This is a genomic window from Nocardia sp. NPDC057272, assembly GCF_042668615.1.
Classification (GTDB): Bacteria; Actinomycetota; Actinomycetes; order Mycobacteriales; family Mycobacteriaceae; genus Nocardia.
The window spans coordinates 1-24,447 of the sequence record NZ_JBHUYK010000025.1; the positions used below are offsets into that span (position 1 = coordinate 1).

Here is a 24,447-nt window from a genome sequence, read left to right on the forward strand (position 1 = left end):
TTCGCTGTTGTTTTTCAATGTCCAACCTTCCACGACCGGGGGGTACGCGAAGGCTGGAACCAATATAAATATTGGCACTGACATTCATCGACACACTATTGAGTTCTCAAAGAACACACGCACAAACGGAATGACCGGATCGTTCCGGATCTTCCGAAGGGCAACTGTTCCAGCCTAACCTCACGTCCAGACGAAGTCAATCGTAAGCCTGGTCACAAGATCTTCAGCCCTGTCAGGCGCTTCCCCGTACTACCGCGTTTTCCCTTGGCCCGCCAGCCTCTCGGGCTAGCGTCTCGGCTCCGGGTTGGTGTCCGTGTCGCTCTGACTTCCAATAAGTTACGCGCCGGATAACGCCGCGTCAAATCGCCTGGACAGCACCGGATCTCCGCAGGTCACGGCGGTGCGCTCAGCGCTTGCGCCGGCCTGAATCACACGCATGTGACTCAGGCCTCCGCAACGACGTCAGGCTATCCGATGCACGCCCGCCATGTTCTTCTTTCCGCGCCGCAGCACCAGCCACTCACCGTGCAGGTAGTCGGCATCGGACGGAGTCCACTCGACGTCGCCGACCCGCTGGTTGTTCACCGAAACACCGCCTTCGTTGACGACCCGACGGGCCGCGCCCTTGCTCTCACACAGGCCCGAGGCGACGAGCAGGTCGACGATCGTGTTCGGTTCACCCGGCACCACCTCGGCGACCTTGCCGTCGACCGCGGCTTCGCGCAGCGCGGCGCCGAGCGTGGACAGCGGAAGTTCGCCGAGCTCACCGCGGCCGAACAGGGCGTGGCTGGCCAATTCCGCCGCGCGGGTCTCGGCCTCGCCGTGCACCAGCGTGGTCATCTCCGCTGCCAGGCGCTTCTGCGCCTCGCGGGCGAACGGGCGTTCCGCCGTCGCCTGCTCGAGTTCGTCGAGTTCTTCGCGGCTCAGGAAGGTGAACCAGCGCAGGTAGCGCACGACATCGGCGTCGGCGGTGTTCACGAAGTACTGGTACCAGGCGTAGGGGCTGGTCAGTTCGGGGTCGAGCCACAGGCTGCCGCCGCCGGTGGACTTGCCGAACTTCTTGCCGTCGGCCGAGGTCACCAGTGGCACGGTGAGCGCGTGCACATGCGCACCGTCGACGCGCCGGTTCAGTTCGACACCGGCGATGATGTTGCCCCACTGATCGGAGCCACCGACCTGCAGCGTGCACCCGTGCTCGCGCCGCAGCTGCAGGTAGTCGTTGGCCTGCAGCAGCATGTAGCTGAACTCGGTGTAGGAGATGCCGTCGCCTTCGAGCCGCCGTTTGACGGTGTCGCGGGCGAGCATCACGTTCACCGAGAAGTGCTTGCCGACATCGCGCAGGAAGTCCACGGTCGACAGCGGGCCGGTCCAGTCCATGTTGTTGACGATGACCGCACCGGTCGGCGACTCGTCGAGGTCGACGAACCGCTCGAGCTGGCCCCGGATGCGCTGTGCCCACTCGGCGACGGTGTCGGTCGAGTTCATGGTGCGTTCGCCCACGTCACGCGGGTCGCCGATCATGCCGGTCGCGCCGCCGGCGAGCACGATCGGCCGATGCCCGGCCAGCTGGAAGCGCTTGAGCGCGAGCAGCGGGACGAGGTGGCCGGCGTGCAGGCTGGCGGCGGTCGGGTCGAAGCCGGCATAGAGCGTCAGGGGCGCGGTGGCCGCGGCAGCGCGCAGCTCGTCCAGGTCGGTGGACTGCGCGATCAGGCCGCGCCAGGTCAGTTCGTCGAAGATGTCGCCGGTCACGCTGACCCATCTTTCCGCATGCGGTTCGTCAGTCGCGTGCGCGGGTGAGCCAGGCGAGCAGATCGGCTTCGACCTCGTCGCGGTTGGTTTCGTTGAGGACTTCGTGACGGGCGTCCGCGTAGACCTGGTAGGTGAGGTCGGCGAGGCCCGCGTCGCGGTAGCGTTGGACGAGCAGGTCGGACAGGCGGAGCTTGTTGTTGAGCGGGTCCTTGTCGCCGACCATCACGTAGAGGGGCAGGTCGGCGCGCACGGTGCTCGGATCGGACAGCCGCGTCTGGGCGTTGGCCGCGAGCAGGCCCATGTTGGCGTCGTCGATGGCGAAACCGCACCAGGGGTCGGCGTTGTAGGCATCGACCTGGGCTTCGTCGCGACTGATCCAGTCGGCGTCGGTGCGGGTGGGCTGGAACTCCGCGTTGAAGAAGCCGATCAGGTCACCGCCGGCGGCCGCGATCTCGCCGAACAGGCCGTCGACCGCGGTCGTGCCGCTCAGCACCACTTCGTCGACGAGGCCGGAATGGTCGAGCAGGTACTGCTGCACGGCGAAGGAGCCGAGGCTGTGGCCGATCAGGGTGACGGGCAGCCCGGGATGCCGTTCCCGCAGGATCTCGGTGAGCGCGACCTCGTCGGCGACGAGCAGGTTCCAGCCGTCGGGACCCAGGTCGCCCGGTACGGCACCCATGCTGAGCCCGTGCCCGCGGTGGTCGTCGGCGTAGACGGCGAACCCGAGACCGGCCAGTCGTTCGGCGAGGTGGCTGTAGCGGTCGGAATGTTCGCCCATGCCGTGCGCGATCTGCACGACCCGGCGCGGCTCGGTCTCCGTGGGGAGCCAGCTCCGCACGTGGATCGTGGTGCCGTCGCTGCTGGGGAAAGTGAACACGGGCGCTCCTGCTCGTACGGTCTTCTCGACGTGGTCCTCGATCGTCGCACCTGCGATGGAATCGCCCTATTGGGTTCGGCGACGAAATCGGGAGCGCGAGATCAGCTCCGTCACCGAACCCCCCTCGACACGCCGACAATCGCCGGAACCCGATGGCTCCGGCGATTATCGGCGTGTCGAGTGGTGGCTCATCGCACCAGCGCGGTGATGGTGGCGCGGCGTTCGTAGGCGATCCAGGCGAAGATCGCGGCCAGCACCAGCGGGAAGATCCCCATCGCGGGCTTGTCGGCGATGAAAGCCTGTGTCGCCGCGGCGAGCACGGTGAGCACGGACAGACCGGCGGCGGCCAGACCGGACAGGCGCGGCACCATCAGACCGATTCCGCCCGCCACCTCGACGACTCCGATGAAGATCAGCAGGCCGATCGGGATGGTCAGGTTCTCGGGGGCGTTGTCCATCAACGTGTTCGGGATGACGAGCTTCGGGCCGCCCGAGGCGATGACGAAGAACAGGCCGAGCACGATCTGCAGGGTCCACAGGACGCGGTTGCGGATCTTGCCGGGGTGGTAGTCGGCGGCGTGGGAGAGGTTCGCGGAGGGGGTCGCAGTGGTCATGGTCTCGTCCTTCGAGTCGGTCGCGCCGGGTTGGTAGCGCGTTCAACTGATAGGACGGACCGTCGCCGGAAAACTCATCGCTGTCGGCGAAGTCTGTCGAAATCGTCGCTAGGGCATCGGGGCGCGAGGGCTGCGCCGATAGACCGACACAGCGGGCGAGGCCGGTAGCCAGAACCGCCACGGGATCTCGGCGGCCACGCTGACACCCACTCTGGGACCGGTGGCGATATCGGACTGCGGCACGGGTGGTTCCAGTTGGAGGCGCAGCGCAGAGAACGGGTCGAACAGCTCGGTTCCGTAGTCGGACATGCTGATGCCGAGTGCGCTGCCGACATTGCCCGGCCCCCGCGCCAGATCCGCGTCCCTGCGGGCGGCGGGCCTGCGTTCGCGGGCGAGGTCGATGCCCTCGACCACTTCCGCCGCACGCACGAGCACCGCACCGGCTTCACCGTCGTAACCACCGGTCACGTTGACACAGAGATGAATTCCGTACGAGCGGTAGACGTAGAGCCGCCCGGCCGGGCCGAACATCACCGCATTGCGGGCCGTCGGCCCCGGCCAGGAGTGTGCGGCCGGATCGGGCCACGGTCCGTCGGGGTCGCTGCCGTAGGCCTCGACTTCCACGATGCGCAGCGCCACCGGACCCGACCACAGGATCGCGCCGAGCAACCTGCGGGCGGCGGTAGGCGGATCAACGGCCAGTTCCTGGGCGGACACGACCGTCATTGTCACCCAACCGGGCACCCACGCGCGGCATTGCTCCGCCGCGCGTGGCCGAAGGTGCGTCGATGCGATCGGCACTCAGGCGTAGGCGCTGTGCTGCCCGGCGCGCAGGATGCGCCGATCGTCGACGATCACCACCGCGTAAGCGACCGCTACCAGGGCGGCGAGCTGACCCCAAGCGAGCCAGTACACCCCGATCGGAGTGGTGGCGGCGACCGCGAGGGCGCCCAGCAGCCTGCCGCGTGACCCGGACAGGCCGAGCGCGGCCCGGAACCAGGACTGTCCGGCGAAGTAGAGCGCGACGCCGCCGGACAACGCGCCCGCGGCGGCCCAGCTCACCGGTTCGCCGCCGTGCGCGATACTCAGCGCGATACCTGCCGACGTGAGGATGACGCCGACCAGGAGCGGATAGAGCGCGTAGTCGTAGGCGACGAGCGCCGGCCGTACCCGCTCGAGGTCGGGTCGTTCGCCCAGCGCGTGCTCGCCGCGTTCGTCGTCGAAACCGAAGTAGGCCCACCACAGCACGTACGCCAGCGCCAGCCCCAACGCGACCATGGCCAGCAGCGCGACGGTGATCGGTTCGCCTGCCAGCCCGACGCCGAGGGCGACGATCGATTCGCCGAGCGCGACGATCACCACCAGTCCGTGCCGCTCGCAGAAGTGCGAGACGCGCACCCGGAACCCGGCGGTGTCGACGAGGTAGGGACTGAGGATCTGCACCGCGAAAGCACCTGCCCAGAGCAGGTATTGCAGCGGCGGGTGGGTGAATCCGCCCGCCACGACCAGGGTGGCCGATACCGCGTTGAGTGGCCCGATCCGGCGGATCGCCAGGACGGCCGACGCCCCGCCCGCCGAGGCGAACATCGCGGTGTGGATCGCGGTCACCAGCAGGTAGCCGATGCCGAAGGCGACACCGGTGCCGTGGAAGGCGTCGGGCACGGCGAGCGCGAGCATGAAGAACGCCGACATCCCGACCAGCAACCAGGTCCGGCGCGAGGACGAGCTCGGCGCCACCTCGTTGGTCAGCCAGACGTACCCGCTGTACATCCACCAGATCACGCCGAACATCAGCGAGACCTGCAGAACCGCTTCCCATCCCGGGTGGTGCACGAACACATGGGTGAGCTGGGTGATCGTGAAAACGAAGACCAGGTCGAAGAACAGTTCCAGGGTCGAGGCCCTGACCTGGCCACCTTCGGCCCGGTCGTTGAGATTGCTTGACACGGCAGAATGGTAGGGCCAGTGACCGGTTCGCGCGAGGGGTTGCTCAGCCGAGCAGGTCGGTGCCGCGGTACAGCCCGGCCAGCTTGCTGGGGTTGACCTGGAAGCGCAGATTCTGGATGTGTCCGTCGACGAGGTCGAAAGTGAAGGCGGCGCCGGGGTTTCCAGCGAAGGAGGCCAGGGTGCCGAGCTCGCCGTTGATGTCGGCAGCGGTGAGTTCGAAACCCGCGGACTGCGGTTTGGCGAGAACGCCCAGGATCCAGCGGGCGACGTGGTCGGGGCCGTGCAGGGGGCGGCGGGCGGCGGTGACCACGCCGCCGCCGTCGGACCAGCACGTGACGTCGGGAGCGAGCAGGTCCATCAGGGCGTTGAGGTCGCCGCCTGCGCAGGCGGCCATGAACTGTGCGGTGACCTGGGCGCGGGCGGCCTTGTCGGTATCGAACCGCGGGCGGCGCGAGTGGACGTGGTTCTTCGCGCGGTGCGCGATCTGGCGCACGCTCGCCTCGGACCGTTCGAGGGCTTCGGCGATCTCGGCGTGCGAGTAACCGAACACTTCGCGCAGCAGGAACACCGCGCGTTCGACGGGGGTGAGGGTTTCCAGCACGACGAGCATGGCGGTGGAGACGGTATCGGCCAATTCGGTGTCCTCGGCGATATCGGGCGATGTCAGGACCGGCTCGGGAAGCCAAGGGCCGACATAGCTTTCGCGGGTCGCGCGGGCGGAGGTGAGCCGGTTCAGCGAGAGATTGGTGACCGTGCGGACCAGGTAGGCCTTGGGGTGGGTGACCGCGGCGTGGTCGGTGTCGTTCCACTTGAGCCAGGTGTCCTGCAGGACGTCCTCGGCGTCGGTGACCGTACCGAGCATGCGGTAAGCGGTCGCGAACAGCAGGCGGCGGTGTTCGAGAAACGGATCCTGATCGGACATACGATCTACCATGTCGCACGCTCCGTCACGGTGGCGAATCGGTGGGCGCCGAGCAGGCTCGGCGCCCGATCGGCGACGGTGCCGGCTGTTCACGCGAGGGCGCGAGTTGCCTTGCCGCCCTTGGACAATTGCACGTTCATGGTCATCTTCCTGCTGGCCTTGAACGTCGGAACGGGGCTGCTGCTGACCAGCTCCTTGTAGATGCGCGCGGCCCAGCCGGTGAGGTAGAGGCGGCGCGGGGTGTCGTCGGCGTTGGTGAACTGGATGACCGCGTCGCGGCGGCCCAGGCTGACCGGCTGGTGGAAGTACCCGAAGCGGAACGGCCGGACCGTCTTGCCGCGCAGTTCGGCGGCGATCAGGTCGGCGGTGTAGGCGGCGGTGGGCAGACCGCTCTGGCAGGTACCGTGCACCTGCCCCCACCCCTGGCGGACGGCGGCCGCGTCGCCGATGGCGTGAATCATGGGGTGCGAGATCGACTTCAGTGTCGGGTCCACGACGATGAGGCCACGCGCGTCGGTCTCGATCCCCGCCTCGGCGGCCAGCGGCGAGACCCGCACGCCGGTGGTCCACAGCGTGAGGTCGGCGCCGATCACCGTGCCGTCGGCGAGTTCGACCGCGTCGGGCTGCACCTTGGCGACGCGCACGCCGATCTCGCGGACGATGCCGAGCCGGTCCATCGCCTTGTTCAGGTGGGCGCGGGCTTTGTCGCCCATCACCGCGCCCGGCTCGCCCGAGCTGATCAGGGTGACGCGCAGACCGGGGTGGCTTTCCGCGATCTCGGTCGCGGCTTCGATACCGGTGAGTCCGCCACCGCACACGGCGACGGCGGCACCCTGAGCCGCGAGGGTGACGAGCTTGCCCGCGAATTCGTGGGCGAGGCGCGGGTCGTCGAGGGTGAAGGCGTGGTCGGCGACGCCGGGCACCAGGGTCGTCTCGGCAGTGCTGCCGAGGGCGTAGATCAGCTCGTCGTAGACGAGTTCGCCGACACCGTCGACGTGGACGCGCTGCGCGGTGGGGTCGATCGCGGTGACCCAGCCCTGCACGAATTCGACGCCGGTGCCGTCGAGGATTTCCGGGATGTCGTGGTGGGCGAGTTCCTGACCGGCGGCGATCTGGTGCATCCGCAGCCGCTCGGTGAAGCGGGCCGACGGATTGACCAGGGTGATCACCACAGCCAGTTTTCTGGTGCGCCGGGCCAGGCGGATCGCGGCCAGCATGCCGGTGTAGCCGGCGCCGAGGACGACGATGCGGTGCGTAGTGGTGGTCATTGCGGTACTCCTGTCGGTGGGATGTTCATGGGACAAAGCAGCTCGCCCGAACGTGACAGCCCGGCATTGTGATCCACCTCACATGCTCCTGACCTGCGGGAAACCCTGAAATCCGCGACCGGAAATCGGGGTCGAACCGGGGACGGACCCGGATGTGGCGGCGGGTGCGCGTCCCTACCGTCGATGCATGGCTTCTCCCCCACGTCGGCTACGCCGCATCCTGCTCGGCGCGTGCGCCCTCGTCGTCACCCTGGTCACCGCGATCGGCGCCGGGGTGGCGTGGACCTGGAGCTCCGCCGACATCTCGACGGTCGGCACCACGGAATTCACTCGGCCACTGCGCATCCCGCCGCTGGCGGATTCGACTGTCGACTCGACCGGAACACGGGTGTTCGCCCTCGATATGCGCACCGGGACAACCACATTCGAGCCCGGACGCGCCACCGAGACGTGGGGCTTCAACGGCAGCTACCTCGGCCCCACCGTGCGTGCGGCCCGCGGCGAACGCGTGCGAGTCCAGGTGCGCAACCAGCTCCCCGAGGGATCGACAGTGCACTGGCACGGCATGCACCTCCCCGCCGCCATGGACGGCGGGCCGCACCAGATGGTCGACCCCGGTGCGACATGGACACCGGAATGGACTGTGGATCAACCGGCTTCGACTCTCTGGTATCACCCGCACCCGCACGGCGCGACCGAGGACCATGTGCGCCGCGGCCTGGCGGGCCTGTTCCTCATCGATGACGCACCGAGTGCGGAACTGCCGCTGCCCAACACCTACGGCGTTGACGACATCCCGGTGATCGTGCAGGACATGCGTCTGCGCGGTAGCCGCCTCGACGGGGCGCACGCGATCTTCCGTGACATCGGATTCCTCGGCGATCGCACCATGGTCAACGGCACCCTGTCCCCCTACCAGGAGGTCGGGGACGAACTGGTGCGGCTGCGCCTGCTCAATGCCTCGACCGCGCGGATCTACACCTTCGCCTTCGACGACGCCCGCTCGTTCGCGATGATCGGTTCCGACGGTGGCCTGCTCGAACGCCCCACCACCCTCGATCACCTCCGCCTCTCACCCGGCGAACGCGCGGAGATCGTGGTGCGGATGCGGCCCGGTGAGCGCACTGTGCTGCGCAGCGAGAAACTCGCGGCGGGTCTCGATTTCTGGTCGAACCGGTTCTCGGGCGGTGACGACACGTTCGATGTGCTCGAACTGCGCGCCGCGTCGACCTTGCGCCCCTCCGCCGCATTACCGGAAAGCCTTGTGCCGCTGTCGATTCCCGAGGGAGCCGACTCCGTCACGCAACGGCGCTTCGACCTGACCCTGGCCGGTATCAACGGCGAGCGCATGGACATGAGCCGCATCGACACCACGGTCACCCGGGGCACCACCGAGACCTGGGTCGTGCGCAACGTCGACGGCATGCCGCACAACTTTCACGTCCACGATGTGCAGTTCCGGGTGCTCGATTACGACGGCGGCCCGCCCCCGCCCGAGCTGACCGGCGCCAAGGACACCATCTTCCTGCCACCGAATACGGCGACGACGCTGGCTCTACGGTTCGACGGGCCCGCCGATCCGACGACGCCGTACATGTATCACTGCCATCTGCTGTGGCACGAGGATGTCGGGATGATGGGCCAGTTCACCGTCGTCGAACCAGGTCAGCAGGCCGTGACACCCCCTGGACACGCCCACTGACCTTGCCACACAGACACGATCGCGCTAAATTCATCACGTAGTGAATTCAACACTCGATGAATTGAGGCGACCATGTCGCGCAGCGCACCGCCACCGATCGCCGTCCAAGTCGCGGACCTGACCGTCACACGCGGAAAACGCCCCGTCCTGCACGGCCTCACCCTCGACATCCCGCGCGGCTCGATCACCGGTCTGCTCGGTCCGTCCGGCTGCGGGAAGACCACCCTGCTGCGCAGCATCGTGGGAACGCAGCTGGTGGAATCGGGCACCGTCACCGTGCTCGGCGAACCCGCGGGCAGCAGCGGGCTGCGCCGCCGGGTCGGTTATGTCACCCAGGCGCCGAGCATCTACGCCGACATCAGCGTCCGCGACAACGTGGCGTACTACGCCGCGCTCTACGGCCGCAACCGCGACGACACCGAATCCGCGCTCGTCGCAGTCGGTTTGGCCGATCACGCGGATCAGCTCGGCGACCAGCTCTCGGGTGGCCAGAAGACCAGGGCGTCGCTGGCGTGCGCGCTCGTGGGCAAGCCGGAACTCCTGGTGCTCGACGAACCCACGGTCGGCCTCGATCCGGTGTTGCGCGTGGAGCTGTGGAAGCAGTTCCGTGAATTGGCCGCGGCGGGAACGACTCTGCTCGTGTCGAGTCACGTGATGGACGAAGCCGAGCACTGCGACAAGCTGCTGCTGATGCGCGAGGGCAACCTGCTCGCCCAGCTCAGCCCGGACGAACTGCGCGAGCGCACCGACGAACAGAACCTCGAGGCCGCTTTCCTGACCTTGATCACGATGGGAGAGCACGCATGACCACCCTGCGCCCCTACACCGCCACGACCGCCCGGATCCTGCGGCAACTGCGCAACGATCACCGCACCGTCGCCATGATCCTGGTGGTCCCCGCCCTGCTGATGACGCTGCTGTACTTCATCTACCAGGACGCACCACGCCCGCCGCACGCCCCGCTGACGATGTTCGACCGGGTCGGCATCACGATGCTCGGAATCCTGCCGTTCATCGTGATGTTCCTGATCACCGCGATCGCGATGCAGCGCGAACGCACATCGGGAACCCTCGAACGGCTGCTCACCACACCGCTGAGCAAGCTCGACCTGCTCGCCGGGTACGGCAGCGCGTTCTCCCTCGCCGCCGCCGCGCAGGCCGCGGTCGCCTGCGTGGTCGCGTTCTGGCTGCTCGGGTTGACCGCGGCGGGCAGTCCGGGCTGGGTCATGCTGATCGCGATGGTCGACGCGGTGTGCGGCGTCGGGCTCGGCCTGCTGGCGAGTGCGTTCGCGCGCACCGAATTCCAGGCCGTGCAGTTCATGCCGGTGATCGTCGCGCCGCAGATCTTCCTGTGTGGGCTGCTGGTACCGCGCGACCGGCTGCCCGGCTGGCTCGAGGCGATCAGCAATGTGATGCCGTTGAGCTATGCGGTCGACGCGCTCCAGCAGGTGTCGGTTCACGCGGAGCCGACAGCCGCGATGTGGCGCGATATCGCCGTCGTCGCCGGGTTCGCGGTGGTGGCGCTCGGACTCGCCGCGGCTACTCTGCGTCGACGCACCCCGTAGCGAACAAAGAACCCCGACGAGAGGATCCATGATGAGTGACGGCGAATCCGGTGCCGGCACAGCGAAATCCGGGCGCACCGGCCGCAGGCCGGGCAACGCCGACACCAAACTGGCGATCCTCGACGCGGCGCGGGTCCGGTTCGCCGGCGCCGGATTCGATAAGACCTCGATCCGCGCGATCGCGGCCGATGCCGATGTCGACCCGGCGCTGGTGCACCACTACTTCGGCAACAAGCAGCAGCTGTTCGCCGCCGCGGTGGATTTCCCGGTCGACCCGGACACCACGCTCGACGCCGTCGACGCCGCACCGATCGACGAACTCGGCGCGACGATCGTGCGCGCGGTCGTCACGGTGTGGGACTCCCCCGCCGGACCCGGCATCGTGGCCATGGTCCGCAGCATCTTCGCGGGCGGCGATCAGAATCTCGCGCGCACGTTCCTGCTCCAGGTGGTGCTGGAACGGGTCCGGGTGCGCATCGCCACCGCCGACGACGACGGTCGCGCCAGGGTCGCCCTGGCCGCGTCCCAGATGATCGGGGTGTTGACCGCCCGCAAGATCATCGCGCTGGAGCCGCTGGCCTCGATGCCGATCGATGCGGTGGTCGATGCCGTCGGCCCGGTGATCCAGCGCTACCTGACCGGGGACATCGATACCGGCAGTTGGTGATCCAGCGCCGGAAATCGTTCGAGGATCAGGATTCGGCGACGAAGAATTCGTGTTCGGCGTCGGAGACGTCGCGGGCCTCGTCGATCAGCAGCACCGGGATGCCGTTGTCGATCGGGTACGCGCGACGCAGACGCGGGTTGTAGAGCACGCTCACATCGGCTTCGGTGCGCACCAGCTGCAATGGGCCCTTGTCCTGGGGGCAGGCCAGCAGGCCGAGCAGGGTTGCGTCGATGGTGGATTCGTGCGCCATGTGCCTAACCTACCGCGCCCGGCGGAACGAGATGTAGCGGTGTCCGAAGAAGCTCAGCACCGCCACCAGACCCATCACGATCACCGAGGCGGGAGCGGCGGGAAACCCGAGGCCGGTGACCGCCAGCTCCACCAGGATCACGTTGAGCACCAGACCACCGGCGTTCACCCCACAGAACGCGAGAAAGTCACGCAGGAGATGGCCGTGAACGCGGAACACCAGCGTGCGATGCAACACGAACGCGACCACCGTGCTCACCGCGTAGGCAGCGACAACAGCCACGCCGGGCCTGCCGTCGCCGAGCACCTGTAGCCAGAAGACGACGAGCGCCATGCCGAGCAGGGTGTTGAACCCGCCGACGATCGCGAACGCCAGCTCCTGACGTTTCACGATCCGCAGCAGCGGGCCCGGTGTCTCGAGCACGCCGCCCGCCGCCTCGGCGATCATCGCAGCGCGTCCGCGAGCGCGGTGTCGTCGTCGGCGATCGACTCCGCCGCCGGGGCGTCCAGCTCCTCGTCGTCGGGCTTACGCCCACGCACGTACAGCCACTGGAACACCGCGAGTCCGAGCAGTCCGAGGCCGATCGCGGCGCCGCCGATCTTCCAGCCCGGCGGACGCCAGGTCAGCTCGAGATCGCCGTTCGTCGTCCCGGCCGGGATGTCGACCGCGACGAAACTCTTCGCGACGACCTTGAACGGGATGTCCTTGCCGTCGAGGCTCACCCGGTAGCCGGGCCAGCCCAGACGCGCGAACACCACGCGACCACCGGACTGGGAGCTCACGGTGACCCGGCTCGTCGTATCGCTTTCCGAGGTCGAGACCGCAGTGGCGTTCTCGACCGCCGAGATCCGGCCGTTGCGGGTCGAGATCAGCCCGTCCGCACGTTCGAGGACCGAGATGTAGTTCTCGTGGCCGGGGTAGTCGACCCATTTCCACCCGTCGGGCGCGGGCTCGGTCCGCGCGGCCGGGTAGAGCGCGCGTTGCAGCACCACCCGGTCGATGTTCATCAGGTCGACGACTGTTTTGCCCGTCGACGGCTCGACCGCGAACGCGCGGCGGTAGGCGTCGGGGCACACGCTGGTGTCCCAGCGCATGCAGAGCATGTCGCCGAACCAGAAGTGACCGTTCGGGGTGTAGCCGCTGACATAGGTGCGCTCGATGTCCTTGGCGTAGTTGCCGAACACCAGCGAGCCGTAGGCGCCGTCGAGGGTGCGCTCCCCCGGTTGGATCAGCGCGCGATCGCCGAGCTGCAGCGTGGTCCCCGCGAATTCCGGGAACGCCGCGCGGGCAGCGGCCCGATCGCTGGGCAGATTCCAGCTCATCGGCGTCGGCTGTGCCCGTTCCACCTGGACATAGGCGATCGGGGACACCGCGATGATCGCCAGCGCGACCGCCGCGGAGATCCCCTTGTTCACCGCAAGCCACACCAGCGCGGCCCCGAGCGCGGCGATGGCCAGCGCGGCGATCACATGCGCGATCCAGTTGTGCGGGTCGGCGGAGAACGAGCGCACCCACAGCAGCCCGATCAGCACGGCCGCCGCGATCCCCCGCGCACGCCAGTCCTTGAAGGTCGCGAACCGCCCGAGCAGCACGCACACCAGCAGCAGCAGACCCAGCGCCACCATCGGCAGCACGCGGGCGGGCCAGCGCAGCGGGCCGATCGTGCCGGGTCCGGCCGTCCACATCAGCGCCGCGATCGCGAACAGCCCGATGCCGCTGAGCTCACGCCAGGCCGCGCGCGCCTTACCCCAGTCGATGAACGCCAGGGCCGGAATCAGGAACCAGGCGATGTAGACCACCGGCAGTGGCTGGACGTAACCCCACCACGAGGTGAAGGCGGGCAGGGTCGAGGGCAGGCTCGCGTTCAGCGATTCCGACCAGGGCACAGTGAGGAACATGTCGTTGTTGATCTGGGCGGTGCCACGCCAGGTGACCTTCGCCGAGAGCATGCTCGGCAGATAGGTGGCCGCTCCGGCCAGTGCCGCCAGCCCCGCCACCGTCAGCAGTTTCAGCGACGGGCGCCAGGTCCGCTGGTAGATCAGCTCACCGACCGCGACCGCGCCGATCATCAGACCGGCTTCCACCGCCGGGAAGATGTACTGCACCGAGATCGCCAGGTAGAGATACACGAACACGGGGATCGGCCCGCCGCGACCACGCGAGTAGCGCACGCCCGACGCCCACGCGTGCACCATCCACGCGGTGCCGGTGAAGGCGGTCATCCAGCTGGCCTCGTCGAAGAACAGCAGCCAGCCGGTGAACGGAATCGAGACCCCGGCCAGCGCCGCCCACTGCACCCGCGAGCCGTAGGCCAGGCAGATCCGGTAGACGCCGAGGCCGAGGATGATCGCGAAGATCAGCTTCACCACGGTCGCGTACAGCACCAGGTTGTCCACCGAGGGCGCGATGAGATCGATCAGCAGCTGCGGCGGATTCAGCAGCCCGGCTTCCTCGATCGAGTAGTTTCCGGCCATCCAGTGCTCGGGCACCATCACCGGCAGATCACCGTTGCGCAGCCGGTTGCCGAGCATCACCCACAGCGGGACGTACTGGGATTCGGTGTCGTCGGTATAGAAGTGCCGAACGTTGGCGAGGAGAACCGCACCATAGCCCGCGATCACTCCGAGGGAGGTGATCAAGCCCCAGATATAGACGGACCGACGGGACGGGGTTCTACTTTCCACCACGAGGACCAGACCCTACAGGCACACGGCCCGACTGGCACCGTCGCACAGCGGGATCGCTTCCACCGACGTGTCACGCGCCGGTGTTAAAGTGCGCTCACTGTTGGGTCAATACCTCCGAAACACCGAAAGTGTCCGCGATGCCGATTCCGTCCGCACCTTTGTCCAGGCCCGACACTGTCGTGCGATCGGGCGCGCCCGATCGCAACGGGTCGAGCCCGGTGCATTCGGTGTCGGTGGTCGTTCCGGTGTATCGGGGCGAGGACACGATCGCGGCACTGGTCGCCGAGCTGGACCGGCTGACGGGCCCGAGTACGACCGCGGCGGGCGCCCGGTTCGCGGTCGAGGAGATCATCCTCGTGCACGACAACGGCCCCGACCGCTCCGATGTCGTCCTGCAGGAATTGGAAGGCTCCTTCCCGCAGGTGCGCGCGGTGTGGTTGAGCCGCAACTTCGGTCAGGACGCGGCGACGATCGCCGGGATGGCGGCGGCACAGGGCGACTGGATCGTCACGATGGACGAGGACGGTCAGCACGACCCCGCGTTCATCGCGGACTTCCTCGACGCGGCGCTGGCCTCGCGCGCGGACCTGGTCTATTCGAAACCGTCCAATACCCGCCCGCACGGCTTCCTGCGCAATCTCACCTCACGCGGCGCCAAGATCGTGCTCGCGACGGTGTTCGCGTTCCCGGATTCGACGCGCTTCGAGAGCTTCCGGCTGATCCGCGGCGACATCGGCCGTCAGCTCGCCGAGGTCGCGGCCAACGGGGTGTACCTGGACGTGGCGCTCACCTGGGTCGTCGGCAATACGGTCTCGGTGCCGGTGGTGCTGCGCGCCGAAGGGCGCGAGGAGTCCGGGTACAACTATCGCCGCCTGTTCTCACTGTTCTGGAAGATGGTGCTGTGCAGCGGCACTCGCGGCCTGCGGCTGGTGAGCATGCTCGGGGTCACTCTCGCGCTGGCCGGGGTGATCATGGCCGCGGTGGTGATCGTGCAGGCGCTGACGCAGGACAACCACGATCCCGAGGGCTGGGCATCGATCATCGTCGTGATGCTGCTGTGCTCGGGCGCGATGCTGTTCTCGCTCGGTTTGATCGCCGAGTATCTCGGTGTCGCACTGCACATCCTGGTCGGCAAGCCGCTCTACCTCACCGTGCAGACCCCGACACCGCGCCCGGATACGATGCATGCGCCGGCCGTGAACCATCGAGTCGACGCCGCGGTACCGGCAGCCGCGACGGAGAAGGGCCAGCGCGCGTGAGCGACCGCATCATCTTCAGCAGGCCGTTCCGGGCTGCCGCTGAACGCCCCAATCTGATGACCGTGCTCGATTCCGATCACAGTCACGGCGACGGTCAGTTCACCAAGTCGGCGACGGCGAAGATCAAAGCCATCACCGGCGCCGATCACGCGCTGCTCACCACCTCCTGCACGCACGCGCTCGAATTGGGCGCCCTGCTGCTGGAGCTGGGCCCCGACGACGAGGTGATCGTCCCCAGTTTCGCGTTCACCTCCGCGGCCACCTCGATGGCCCTGCGCGGTTCCACCTGTGTGTTCGTCGACATCGACGAGTCCACCGGCAATATCGACCCCGCCGCCACGGCCGCCGCGATCACCGACCGCACCAAGGCCATCGTGGTGATGCACTACGGCGGTGTCGCCGCCGACATGGAGCCGCTGCTCGCGCTGGCGGCCCAGCACGGCGTGGCGATCATCGAGGACAACGCGCACGGTCTCGGTGGCACCTGGCGTGGTCGGCAGCTCGGCACGATCGGCACCCTCGGCACGCAGAGTTTCCACGACACCAAGAACGTGCACTGCGGTGAGGGCGGCGCGCTGCTGCTGTCGGACGAGATCCTGATGGGCCGCGCCGAGATCATGCGGGAGAAGGGCACCGACCGCGCTCGCTTCCTGCGCGGCCAGGTCGACAAGTACTCCTGGCAGGACATCGGTTCCAGCTACCTGCCCAGCGAGCTCAATGCCGCCGTGCTCGACGCCCAGCTGGCCGAATTCGACACCATCCAGGCCAACCGTCACCGCGTGTGGGACACCTACGCGGCCGCGCTGCCCGACTGGGCGGCACGCAACGACGTGCGCCCGATGACGGTGCCCGCCGACGCGGGGCACACCGCGCACCTGTTCTACCTGCGCATGCCCAGCGAGGACAGCCGCGACGGCATCATCGCCCACCTGGCCGAACGCGGCATCGTGGCGCCGTTCCACTACATTCCGCTGGATTCGAGCCCCGCGGGCCTCAAGTACGGCCGTACCCCGGTGCCGTGCACCCGCTCGGCGAATTTCTCGGCGACGATCGTGCGCCTGCCGCTGTGGCCATTGCTCAGCGAGGCGCAGCTCGGTCGTGTCGTCGACGCGGTCACCGAATACCAGGTGTAGCCGCAAAATCGAACAAAGGCCGCCCGGTTTCTGCCGGGCGGCCTTCGCATTGTGCGGTCAGCTTCCGCCGAACAGCGTCGCCGCCGCGGCGTTGCTGAGCACCTCGTAAGCCTCGGTCTCCCGGTTGTAGATCCAGGTACCCGGTCCGGCCTTGGGCAGACCCGCGGCGTGGATCGCCGAGGCCGAGGGGCGGAAGCTGGAACTGCGCGGGATCTCGTCGACGACGTAGACCAGGTCAGGGCGCTGGCCTGGCTCCAGCCCGCGCATCGCCTCGGTGACGTCGCCCGGTTCGATCCGGAACCCGTCACGCACGCTCAGGGCGGCCGCGGCGATCACCCCCGCCGCGGTCTTCAGCCCGAACGCGACCTCCATGTCGACCGGGGTGATGTCGTTGAGCACGTCCACGATCGGCTGGGTGAACACGGGGCCGCGCACGGCACGGATCACGGTGTCGCGACGGTCGACCAACCAGTAGTCACCGTCGCTGTCACGCCGGAACAGGTTCTCCGTCGGCCACCAGGCGTCACCGGCGCGGAACACACCGCGCAGCCCACCGTCGGAGATGTCGCCACCGTCTACGGCCTTGCCGAGCAGCAACCCGGGTTCGTTGTCGGCGCAGCGGCGGGCGAACCCGTCGTCGCCGACGAGGATCTGCTCGCTGACCGGGTCGTAGGCGACCAATTCGACCCGCGCGGTGCCCGGAACCGGCCTGCCCTTCGATCCGATCTTGGCGCCGGTGACATTCGCCAGCACCACGTCGCCGTCGATCGAGGCGTAGAACTCGAGCACCCTGGCCGGGGCGAACTGTTCGATGGTGCGCCGCCACAGACCCGCGGGCATACCGGAACCGATGAACAGCCGGATCGGATGGTTGTGGCCTGCGGGGAAGACCTGGGAGTCGAGCAGGTCGCGCAGCATCGTCCAGGTGTAGGTGACGACGGTGACGCCGTAGCGGTGCACCTCTTCGGCGAACCGGCCCGGATCCATGTCCATCGGCCGAGCCAGCGCGATGCGGCTGCCGCCGGCGATCGCCCCGCCGAGGCTCACCAGCAGCCCGGACGAATGGTGCAGTGGCGCAAGGCAGTAGACCGTGTCACGACGGTCGAGGTCGGCCGCGCTCGCGGTGCCGAACGCCGACAGGGCCCAGCGGTGGTTGGTGATGTACTTCGCCTCGAGGCGCTCGCCGGAGCCGAGGACGAGCACGAACGCGAGTTCGCGCGCCAGGCCCGGGTTCGGCCGGTACCAGGCGGGCACCCGGACCTTCGCCGGGTCGATCTGCTCGAGGTCGATCACCCGATCGCTGGTCGGCACCGCGAGCGCGCGGCTGTCGCCACCGCCGAGTACCAGCACCCTGGCGGCCGTCGCGGCGGCGGTGCGCAGGTTCTCCGGATCGGCGATCAGCGTCTGCACGCCGGTCAGCTCGATGGCCCGGTCGAGTTCGGCGCCCGGCGCCAGCAGCACCGCGACGGCGCCGATGCGGGAGAGCGCCGCGACCGAGGCCAGGGCGCTCGGGCGCGTCTCCATCATGATGCCGACGCGCATGGCGGGGCGGATGCCGACCGAGATCAGGCCGCGCACGACATTGTCGACGCGCTCCTCGACGGCGGCATTGGTGTGCACCCGGTCGTCGAAGAGGACCAGGTCCTTCTGCGGCGCGCGGCTCGCGTGCTCACTGAGCAGTTTGCCGAGCGAGATGCGGGTATGCGGCTGGATCATCCCGAGCCGGGTCAGCCGGGGCAGTGCCCGCGCCGCCTCCCCCGCCATTTCGAGCGATCCGCGAATCGTGTTGCCCGCGATGCCTTCCAGTGCCTTGCCGACACCCGCGCCCGCCTCGGCCAGGCCGGCGGCGGTGTGCACCATCCGGGTGGCGGCGGTGCGCGGCGCGTTGCTCGCGACGTGTTCCTGCATGGGCACGATCTGCTCGGGCAGGGTGCCGTTGCCGTCCATCCAGGCGATCCAGTCGCGCACCATCGGCCAGGTGTGGTTGGTGGCCGTCGAGCCGGCGACGAGCCCGAAATGGCCTGCCACCAAACTCGCTTCGTACACCTCGGCATTGGGGGCGGCCCGCACGATGCCACGCACCGCGGCGGGCTGACCGATGTCGTCCACCTCGCCGACGAAGGCCAGGATCGGGCACTTGAGCTCAGCGAGCGATACCGGGTGGTCGCGAATCACGAATCCGCCGAGCATCATCCGGTTGTGGGCGACGAACTGCTTGAGCAGATCGGCCACCGCCGGACCCGAATACCCCACCCAGCCATCGCTGTTGAGGAAGCGGCGCTGACGTTCCTTGGGCAGCAACGCTTCCCGATCGTGCAATTGCAGCAGGAAGTCGATCCGCGACTTGGCGGTCTTCACCGGGTCGAGCATCTGGAAGCCGATGCGGACCATCGATTCGGTGATCGGCAGCCGGTGCATCACGTGGTCGGCGAGGAAATCGGCGACTTCGGAAACCAGACCGTAGGGCAGACCGAACGGCATCCCGTTGACGATGTCGACAGGGCTGCCGAAGGTGACGATGGAGGCCACGCCCTTGCCGTAGCGATAGGCGGTGGTCTGGTAGGCGAACATGCCGCCCTGGGAGTACCCCATCAAATGCAGCTGCGCGCCGGTGGCATCACAGACAGTGTCGATCGCGGAGTTCACCGCGAGCACGTGGTCGGCCAGGTCGCGCTCCCAGCCGCCCTCCTCAGTCGCGGGTGAGCCGAAATCGATGACCCAGCAGTCGATTCCGCTCTCGTGCAGGATGCCGACCGCGCCGCCTGCCGCGTTCACGTCCCAGATGTCGGCGTTCACCATCAACGGCGGCACCAGCAACGCCACCGGACGCCCCGGCGTCGTATCGTCGGGGAAGTAATGTCGCAGCCGGTACATGCGCCGACGCTCGACGACCTCGAAGGGCGAGGACTCGACATCGTGTGACAACCCGCCGAAGCGGATCACCTCCAGCCCGTTCTGCGCGGTAGCCAGCAACCGCTGCACCGAACCGACCACACCTTTTGGACTGATATCCACCGTTCCCACCTGGCCTACCTGCTCAAAGTGACACACCTCACACACCCCGATGTGCTCATATGAGCTTGCCACATCGGACCTCCATTATGTGTCGGCTGTGACAGGCCGCATGTTCCGGCGATTCGAATCACATGCCCCGCTCAACGGCCGATAACACTGAGGTCACAACTCTCGTACGGTTCGCTGTCCCGCCGAGATCGTCCGGGAACCGACAGTCCGGGGCAGAGGTGGCGGCCGAGCATCGGCGCCGAGAACACAGCGCGGGCCACCCCCGGACACGCACCTGTCCGCAATCGCCTCCCGCACAACGGTTCTCCCGGTCATCACCATGTTTTCCCGAATATCCGGCGCGCGGCCTCCGCAACCACCTACCATCGTTATCGTCCGGAACGCACTGACACGCATCAGATTTCGTGTAACACCGTTTCACACGCCCGGTTATCCGCGCAGGACCATTCGCTTCGCACCATCAACCACACCCCAAAGCCTGTCGCGCATTGTCGCGCCACACAGGTCGATCGGCCGTGCCGATTTTCCGTCCCGAGGTGAGGACATATCCCATGACCATCGAAATGCCGTTGCCCACAGACAATTCCGTGCGCAAGAGCCTGAGTACCACGGCCGCGCACAAGCTGACACATACCACCAAATCCGAACCGCAGATGCAGGGCATCAGCTCGCGCTGGCTCTCACGCGCCCTGCCATGGGTGCAGGTCGCGGGCGGTATCTACCGGGTCAACCGCAGGCTCACTCACACTGTCGGCAACGGCGAAGTGGAATTCGTCGTCGACGGATCCCGGGCCAGGGTGATTCCACAGGAACTCCGTGAGCTTCCGCCGCTGCGCAATATCGACGACGACGAACTCCTGCGCCCGCTCGCGGACAAATTCGTGCAATACGACCTCGATCCGGGATCGGTCGTCGCCGAATTCGGCAATCCGATGGATCAGGTGATCCTCGTCGTGCACGGAAAACTCGCCCGACTCGGCTCCGGTCAATACGGCGAGTCGACCAAACTCGGCCTGCTGTCCGGCGGCGACTATTACGGCGAGGAAATGCTCACCGATCCTTCGGCGATCTGGCCGGACACGGTGAAGACGGTGACCAGAACCACCATCCTCTGCCTGCCGAGACAACAATTCGAGCAATTCCTCGAACTGAACCCGGAGCTGGATCAGATCCGCACCGAAGCGGCCCAGCGGTCGAGCCGGCTCCAGAACTCCAAGGGTGAAGCCGATATCGAGATCGCCTCCGGCCACTCCGGTGAACCGCTGCTCGAAGGCACTTTCGTCGACTACGACGCCAGCCCCCGCGAATACGAACTCAGCCTGGCCCAGAGCGTGCTGCGCGTGCACACCCGCGTCGCCGACCTGTTCAACGATCCGATGAACCAGGTCGACCAGCAGCTGCGGCTCACCGTCGAAGCGCTCTACGAGCGACGCGAGCACGACCTGGTGAACAATGCCGAGTTCGGGCTGCTGCACAACTGCGACCTCAAACAGCGCATCACCACCGAATCCGGCGCGCCGACCCCCGACGACATGGACGAGCTGCTCAGCATGCGGCGCGGCACCAAATTCTTTCTCGCACATCCGAAAGCGATCGCCGCGTTCGGTCGCGAGTGTTCGCGCCGCGGTCTGTATCCCGATCCCGTGGAGTACCAGGGGCACCGGGTGCCCGCCTGGCGCGGCGTGCCCCTGCTGCCGTGCGGCAAGATCCCGGTCAGCGACACCCAGACCACATCGATCATGGCGATGCGCATCGGTGAGAAGGATCAGGGCGTCGTGGGGCTGCATCAGACCGGCATTCCCGACGAATACGAGCCGAGCCTCAACGTCCGGTTCAAGCAGATCGACGACCAGTCGATCATGTCGTACCTGGTGAGCTGCTATTACTCCGCGGCCGTCCTCGTTCCCGATGCGCTCGGCGTGCTGGACGACGTGCTCGTCGCGCGTCGCGCCGACTGATCGGCGCGGACCGTGTCCATCCTCACCAGGGTCGGCGCTCCCATCGCGGCAGGCGAGCTGGCTGTCGCGGTGGCGGCCCTGTTGCACGGCGCCGCCGCCCCGGCCGACCTGTTCTCCGGCACCGCGACGCTCCCCCGACGCGCACACAGTGCGCCCACCGGCTCCGTCACGCCACGTCGTCTTCGCGGTCCGACCGGGATAGGCACTTCAGGCCTGCGATTGTTCCCTGCACAGAATTCTCCTGCCGCTCCCGCTGCGGAGACAACGAATTCCACTGGGCAACAGTCGATTCCCGCCCTCTACTGCCCACCTCCCGAGCGTGACGACCCGGCGCTGGCCGAGGCCGTCAACGCGGGTCTGCTCGCCTGGGCCGCCGAGATCGGCCTCTACGACGGCCGTCTGGACGAGCTCGCCAAGGCCGACTTCGGCCGGTTGATCATGCTCGCCCATCCCGATTGCGACGATCCCGACCGGCTGCTGGCCGCCGCACGCTGCGCGGTGGCGGAATGGTCGGTCGACGACTACTACTGCGAGGAGGACGCCCCTGGCGACACCGCACCCGACGGCACGCCGTCCAGCGCCGCCGCCGAACTCGGGCCACGGCTCGAGTTGGCCGCCGCCGCGATGGATCCGGCCCATCTACCCACGCGGTACGCGCCCAGACTCGAACAGGCCATGCAGGCCGACCCGATCCTGCGCGCGTTCCGCACCTCGTTCGCGCACCTGGCGGGGTACGCGAGCCCGGCGCAGCTGGCCCGGTTACGCACCGAGATCGCGGGGTGGTTCATCGCGCTCGGCGCGGAGGCGGGCTGGCGCACCGCGGACCGGATGCCGCCGGTCTGGGAGTACCTGACCAACCGGCAGCCGCACAGTTTCCTGCCGTGTATGGCACCGATCGACGCGGTCGGCGGCTACGAACTCACCGCCGCCGACTACGCCGATCCGGCGGTGCGCCGGGTGACCACCACCGCCGCGCTGGCCGCCCAGATGGTGAACGACCTGTATTCGATGGTGCGCGAGGACCTTTCGGGCGGCAGGGAGTTCAACCTGCCGACGGTCCTGGCCGCCGAGGAGGGCTGCAGCCGGGCCGACGCCGTGCTGCGCACCGCCCAGATCCACGACGAACTGATGCATCGCTTCGAACGGGAGGCGGCCCCCCTCGCCGCCTCGGGCTCCCCCCAGCTGCGCCGCTTCCTGGCCGGGCTGTGGGCCTGGATGGGCGGCAACCGCGCCTGGCACGCGGGCAGTCGCCGCTACCACGACATCGCACCAGGAGAGGACGACAGATGACCATCGTCAACACCCCCGACCGCTCGGTCCTGCGCACCACCTATCAGCGTTCGGTCGCCGCGTACTGGAACAACAATCCCAACGACGACCGGGTCAATACCGAACTGGGCAAGGTCGACGGCCTCTACCACCACCACTACGGCATCGGCGAACCCGATTGGTCGGTGCTCGAAGGCCCGGAGAAGACCCGGCAGGAACGGATCGTGCGCGAACTACACCGCCTCGAGACCGCCCAGGCCGACTATCTGCTCGACAACCTCGGCGCCATCACCCCCGACGACCGGCTGATCGACGGCGGCTCGGGCCGCGGCGGCACCAGTTTCATGGCCGCCGATCGATTCGGCTGCCACGTCGACGGCGTCAGCATCTCCGAGTACCAGGTCGGCTTCGCCAACGATCAGGCCGAGGCGCGCGGTGTGACGGAGCGGGTCGGGTTCCACTTCCGCAATATGCTCGACACCGGCTTCGTCGACGAGTCGGCTCGGGCCATCTGGACCAACGAAACCACCATGTACGTCGACCTTTTCGATCTCTTCGACGAATTCGCCCGCGTGCTCGAACCGGGTGGGCGCTACGTGTGCATCACCGGCTGCTCCAACGACGTCACCGGCGGCCGGTCCGCCTCGGTCAGCTGGATCGACGCGCACTACGGCTGCATGATCCACCCGCGCAGCGAGTACTTCCGCGCACTGTCCGACAGCGGCCTCGTCCCCACCACGGTCGTCGACCTCACGCCCGACACCATCCCGTACTGGGAGTTGCGCACCCATTCCGAGCTCGCCACCGGCGTCGAACAGCCGTTCCTCACCGCCTACCGCGAGGGCAGCTTCCAGTACCTGATGATCGTCGCCGATAAGGTGGCCAGGTGACCGAGAAGCTCGCCGACCCGTCGACCGACCGCGAAACCATGCTCGTCGAGCTGGTCGACGAATCAGGCGCCGCGATCGGAGCGTGCTCGGTGGCCGATGCCCATCGGCCACCGGGCACGCTCCACCGCGCCTTCTCCGTGCTGCTGTTCGACTCGCGCGGACACGTCCTGCTCCAGCAGCGCGCGGCGGTGAAGACCCGGTTCCCGCTCCAGTGGGCGAACACCTGCTGCGGGCATCCGCTGCCGGGTCAGAGCGTTGTCGAGGCCGCTGCGATCCGGTTGCGCGAGGAGTTCGGGATGGCCGCCGAACTCACGAAGGTCGGCGTGTTCACCTACCTCGCCGGCGACGAGAAGACCGGCCGTGTGGAGCACGAGTACGACCATGTCCTGATCGGTGTGGTCGGCGAGGTGCCCCCGCGGCCGGACCCGGCCGAGATCGCCCGCTGGGCGTGGATCCCCCCGCAGGAGGTGCGTGCGGATCTGGCGGAGAACCCCGGCAAGTTCACGCCGTGGCTGTCCCAGGTGCTCGAGATCGCCGATCAGGCCCACCAGCGCTGACCTGGCTGTCCCGGCTTTCTTTTCTCGTCCCGGGGCCTCCCGTGACGATATATCGAACAGATGCGCATATCTATATTTGTAGATGGTTTCGAGTTCCTTGGGGAACTCA

The 24,447-nt window shown here is 67.7% G+C and carries 21 protein-coding genes; 10 read left to right on the forward strand and 11 right to left on the reverse strand.

Annotated features, from left to right (window positions below; translation table 11 throughout):
* Window positions 1–462 precede the first annotated feature (462 nt).
* The 7 genes from tyrS to ACFULV_RS27035 form a co-directional block, all read right to left on the reverse strand.
* Window positions 463–1,749: a tyrosine--tRNA ligase gene (gene tyrS / locus ACFULV_RS27005; RefSeq protein WP_378661375.1), complete on the reverse strand. Its 1,287-nt coding sequence runs from the start codon at window positions 1,747–1,749 to the stop codon at window positions 463–465.
* Between the two features lie 28 nt (window positions 1,750–1,777).
* Window positions 1,778–2,626 carry an alpha/beta fold hydrolase gene (locus ACFULV_RS27010; RefSeq protein WP_378636849.1) on the reverse strand — a complete coding sequence of 283 codons (849 nt, stop codon included), beginning with the start codon at window positions 2,624–2,626 and terminating at the stop codon, window positions 1,778–1,780.
* A 188-nt stretch (window positions 2,627–2,814) separates the two neighbouring features.
* Window positions 2,815–3,240 carry a DoxX family protein gene (locus tag ACFULV_RS27015; protein ID WP_378661377.1) on the reverse strand — a complete coding sequence of 142 codons (426 nt, stop codon included), beginning with the start codon at window positions 3,238–3,240 and terminating at the stop codon, window positions 2,815–2,817.
* 108 nt (window positions 3,241–3,348) lie between these two features.
* Window positions 3,349–3,957 (reverse strand): DNA-3-methyladenine glycosylase, encoded by a 609-nt coding sequence (locus tag ACFULV_RS27020; RefSeq protein ID WP_378661380.1) that lies wholly within the window; start codon window positions 3,955–3,957, stop codon window positions 3,349–3,351.
* A gap of 84 nt (window positions 3,958–4,041) precedes the next feature.
* Window positions 4,042–5,187: a low temperature requirement protein A gene (locus tag ACFULV_RS27025; RefSeq protein WP_378661383.1), complete on the reverse strand. Its 1,146-nt coding sequence runs from the start codon at window positions 5,185–5,187 to the stop codon at window positions 4,042–4,044.
* Between the two features lie 43 nt (window positions 5,188–5,230).
* Window positions 5,231–6,109 carry an RNA polymerase sigma-70 factor gene (locus ACFULV_RS27030; RefSeq protein WP_378661386.1) on the reverse strand — a complete coding sequence of 293 codons (879 nt, stop codon included), beginning with the start codon at window positions 6,107–6,109 and terminating at the stop codon, window positions 5,231–5,233.
* An 89-nt stretch (window positions 6,110–6,198) separates the two neighbouring features.
* The gene (locus tag ACFULV_RS27035; protein WP_378661389.1) at window positions 6,199–7,377 is read right to left on the reverse strand and encodes an NAD(P)/FAD-dependent oxidoreductase; all 1,179 of its coding nucleotides are present in this window, start codon (window positions 7,375–7,377) and stop codon (window positions 6,199–6,201) included.
* A gap of 187 nt (window positions 7,378–7,564) precedes the next feature.
* Between ACFULV_RS27035 and ACFULV_RS27040 the strand changes: the two genes are divergently transcribed.
* The 4 genes from ACFULV_RS27040 to ACFULV_RS27055 all read left to right on the forward strand — a co-directional run bounded on the left by ACFULV_RS27040 (window position 7,565) and on the right by ACFULV_RS27055 (window position 11,311).
* Window positions 7,565–9,079: a multicopper oxidase family protein gene (locus ACFULV_RS27040; protein ID WP_378661392.1), complete on the forward strand. Its 1,515-nt coding sequence runs from the start codon at window positions 7,565–7,567 to the stop codon at window positions 9,077–9,079.
* A gap of 72 nt (window positions 9,080–9,151) precedes the next feature.
* Window positions 9,152–9,886, forward strand: coding sequence for an ABC transporter ATP-binding protein (locus ACFULV_RS27045; protein ID WP_378661395.1), 735 nt, complete (start codon window positions 9,152–9,154; stop codon window positions 9,884–9,886).
* Window positions 9,883–10,644 carry an ABC transporter permease gene (locus tag ACFULV_RS27050; protein ID WP_378661398.1) on the forward strand — a complete coding sequence of 254 codons (762 nt, stop codon included), beginning with the start codon at window positions 9,883–9,885 and terminating at the stop codon, window positions 10,642–10,644. Before ACFULV_RS27045 ends, ACFULV_RS27050 begins: the two co-directional genes overlap by 4 nt.
* Before the next feature lie 31 nt (window positions 10,645–10,675).
* A complete protein-coding gene (locus ACFULV_RS27055; RefSeq protein ID WP_378661401.1) occupies window positions 10,676–11,311 on the forward strand; it encodes a TetR family transcriptional regulator in 636 nt (211 codons plus the stop codon).
* A gap of 25 nt (window positions 11,312–11,336) precedes the next feature.
* Here ACFULV_RS27055 and ACFULV_RS27060 read toward each other — a convergent pair whose 3' ends face one another.
* Genes ACFULV_RS27060 through ACFULV_RS27070 form a run of 3 tightly spaced genes read right to left on the reverse strand, consistent with a single transcriptional unit; the run spans window position 11,337 to window position 14,200 of the window.
* Window positions 11,337–11,561: a Trm112 family protein gene (locus ACFULV_RS27060; protein ID WP_378636876.1), complete on the reverse strand. Its 225-nt coding sequence runs from the start codon at window positions 11,559–11,561 to the stop codon at window positions 11,337–11,339.
* A gap of 9 nt (window positions 11,562–11,570) precedes the next feature.
* A complete protein-coding gene (locus ACFULV_RS27065) occupies window positions 11,571–12,008 on the reverse strand; it encodes a GtrA family protein (protein WP_378636878.1) in 438 nt (145 codons plus the stop codon).
* Window positions 12,005–14,200 carry a hypothetical protein gene (locus ACFULV_RS27070; protein WP_378661404.1) on the reverse strand — a complete coding sequence of 732 codons (2,196 nt, stop codon included), beginning with the start codon at window positions 14,198–14,200 and terminating at the stop codon, window positions 12,005–12,007. Before ACFULV_RS27070 ends, ACFULV_RS27065 begins: the two co-directional genes overlap by 4 nt.
* A 266-nt stretch (window positions 14,201–14,466) precedes the next feature.
* Here ACFULV_RS27070 and ACFULV_RS27075 point away from each other — a divergent pair, with 266 nt between their 5' ends.
* Both ACFULV_RS27075 and rffA read left to right on the forward strand, forming a co-directional pair.
* Complete coding sequence (locus tag ACFULV_RS27075) at window positions 14,467–15,507, forward strand: glycosyltransferase (protein WP_378636883.1); 1,041 nt, start codon at window positions 14,467–14,469, stop codon at window positions 15,505–15,507.
* Window positions 15,504–16,640, forward strand: coding sequence for a dTDP-4-amino-4,6-dideoxygalactose transaminase (rffA, locus tag ACFULV_RS27080; RefSeq protein ID WP_378661406.1), 1,137 nt, complete (start codon window positions 15,504–15,506; stop codon window positions 16,638–16,640). The genes ACFULV_RS27075 and rffA overlap by 4 nt, the downstream gene beginning before the upstream one ends.
* 57 nt (window positions 16,641–16,697) lie before the next feature.
* Here the strand turns inward: rffA and ACFULV_RS27085 are convergent, their stop codons facing one another.
* A complete protein-coding gene (locus tag ACFULV_RS27085) occupies window positions 16,698–19,655 on the reverse strand; it encodes an AMP-binding protein (RefSeq protein WP_378661408.1) in 2,958 nt (985 codons plus the stop codon).
* A 560-nt stretch (window positions 19,656–20,215) separates the two neighbouring features.
* On the opposite strand from ACFULV_RS27085, the gene ACFULV_RS27090 reads away from it, so the two are divergent.
* Genes ACFULV_RS27090 through idi form a run of 4 tightly spaced genes read left to right on the forward strand, consistent with a single transcriptional unit; the run spans window position 20,216 to window position 24,338 of the window.
* Entirely contained in the window at window positions 20,216–21,622 is a 1,407-nt protein-coding gene (locus ACFULV_RS27090) for a family 2B encapsulin nanocompartment shell protein (RefSeq protein WP_378636890.1), read from the forward strand.
* 12 nt (window positions 21,623–21,634) lie between these two features.
* On the forward strand, window positions 21,635–22,912 hold the full coding sequence (locus ACFULV_RS27095; RefSeq protein WP_378661410.1) for a family 2 encapsulin nanocompartment cargo protein terpene cyclase: 1,278 nt from the start codon (window positions 21,635–21,637) through the stop codon (window positions 22,910–22,912).
* Window positions 22,909–23,781 carry a geranyl diphosphate 2-C-methyltransferase gene (locus tag ACFULV_RS27100; RefSeq protein WP_378636896.1) on the forward strand — a complete coding sequence of 291 codons (873 nt, stop codon included), beginning with the start codon at window positions 22,909–22,911 and terminating at the stop codon, window positions 23,779–23,781. Before ACFULV_RS27095 ends, ACFULV_RS27100 begins: the two co-directional genes overlap by 4 nt.
* Complete coding sequence (idi, locus tag ACFULV_RS27105) at window positions 23,778–24,338, forward strand: isopentenyl-diphosphate Delta-isomerase (protein ID WP_378661412.1); 561 nt, start codon at window positions 23,778–23,780, stop codon at window positions 24,336–24,338. The genes ACFULV_RS27100 and idi overlap by 4 nt, the downstream gene beginning before the upstream one ends.
* Window positions 24,339–24,447: the final 109 nt, after the last annotated feature.

What these genes read in the sequence shown, in the direction of transcription:
- ACFULV_RS27045 (WP_378661395.1), top strand. Translation starts at nt 9,152, where the DNA reads ATGTCGCGCAGCGCACCGCCACCGATCGCCGTCCAAGTCGCGGACCTG.
- ACFULV_RS27035 (WP_378661389.1), bottom strand. Translation starts at nt 7,377, where the DNA reads ATGACCACCACTACGCACCGCATCGTCGTCCTCGGCGCCGGCTACACC.
- ACFULV_RS27065 (WP_378636878.1), bottom strand. Translation starts at nt 12,008, where the DNA reads ATGATCGCCGAGGCGGCGGGCGGCGTGCTCGAGACACCGGGCCCGCTG.
- ACFULV_RS27100 (WP_378636896.1), top strand. Translation starts at nt 22,909, where the DNA reads ATGACCATCGTCAACACCCCCGACCGCTCGGTCCTGCGCACCACCTAT.
- ACFULV_RS27040 (WP_378661392.1), top strand. Translation starts at nt 7,565, where the DNA reads ATGGCTTCTCCCCCACGTCGGCTACGCCGCATCCTGCTCGGCGCGTGC.
- ACFULV_RS27050 (WP_378661398.1), top strand. Translation starts at nt 9,883, where the DNA reads ATGACCACCCTGCGCCCCTACACCGCCACGACCGCCCGGATCCTGCGG.
- ACFULV_RS27030 (WP_378661386.1), bottom strand. Translation starts at nt 6,109, where the DNA reads ATGTCCGATCAGGATCCGTTTCTCGAACACCGCCGCCTGCTGTTCGCG.
- ACFULV_RS27015 (WP_378661377.1), bottom strand. Translation starts at nt 3,240, where the DNA reads ATGACCACTGCGACCCCCTCCGCGAACCTCTCCCACGCCGCCGACTAC.
- ACFULV_RS27055 (WP_378661401.1), top strand. Translation starts at nt 10,676, where the DNA reads ATGAGTGACGGCGAATCCGGTGCCGGCACAGCGAAATCCGGGCGCACC.
- ACFULV_RS27060 (WP_378636876.1), bottom strand. Translation starts at nt 11,561, where the DNA reads ATGGCGCACGAATCCACCATCGACGCAACCCTGCTCGGCCTGCTGGCC.
- ACFULV_RS27090 (WP_378636890.1), top strand. Translation starts at nt 20,216, where the DNA reads ATGACCATCGAAATGCCGTTGCCCACAGACAATTCCGTGCGCAAGAGC.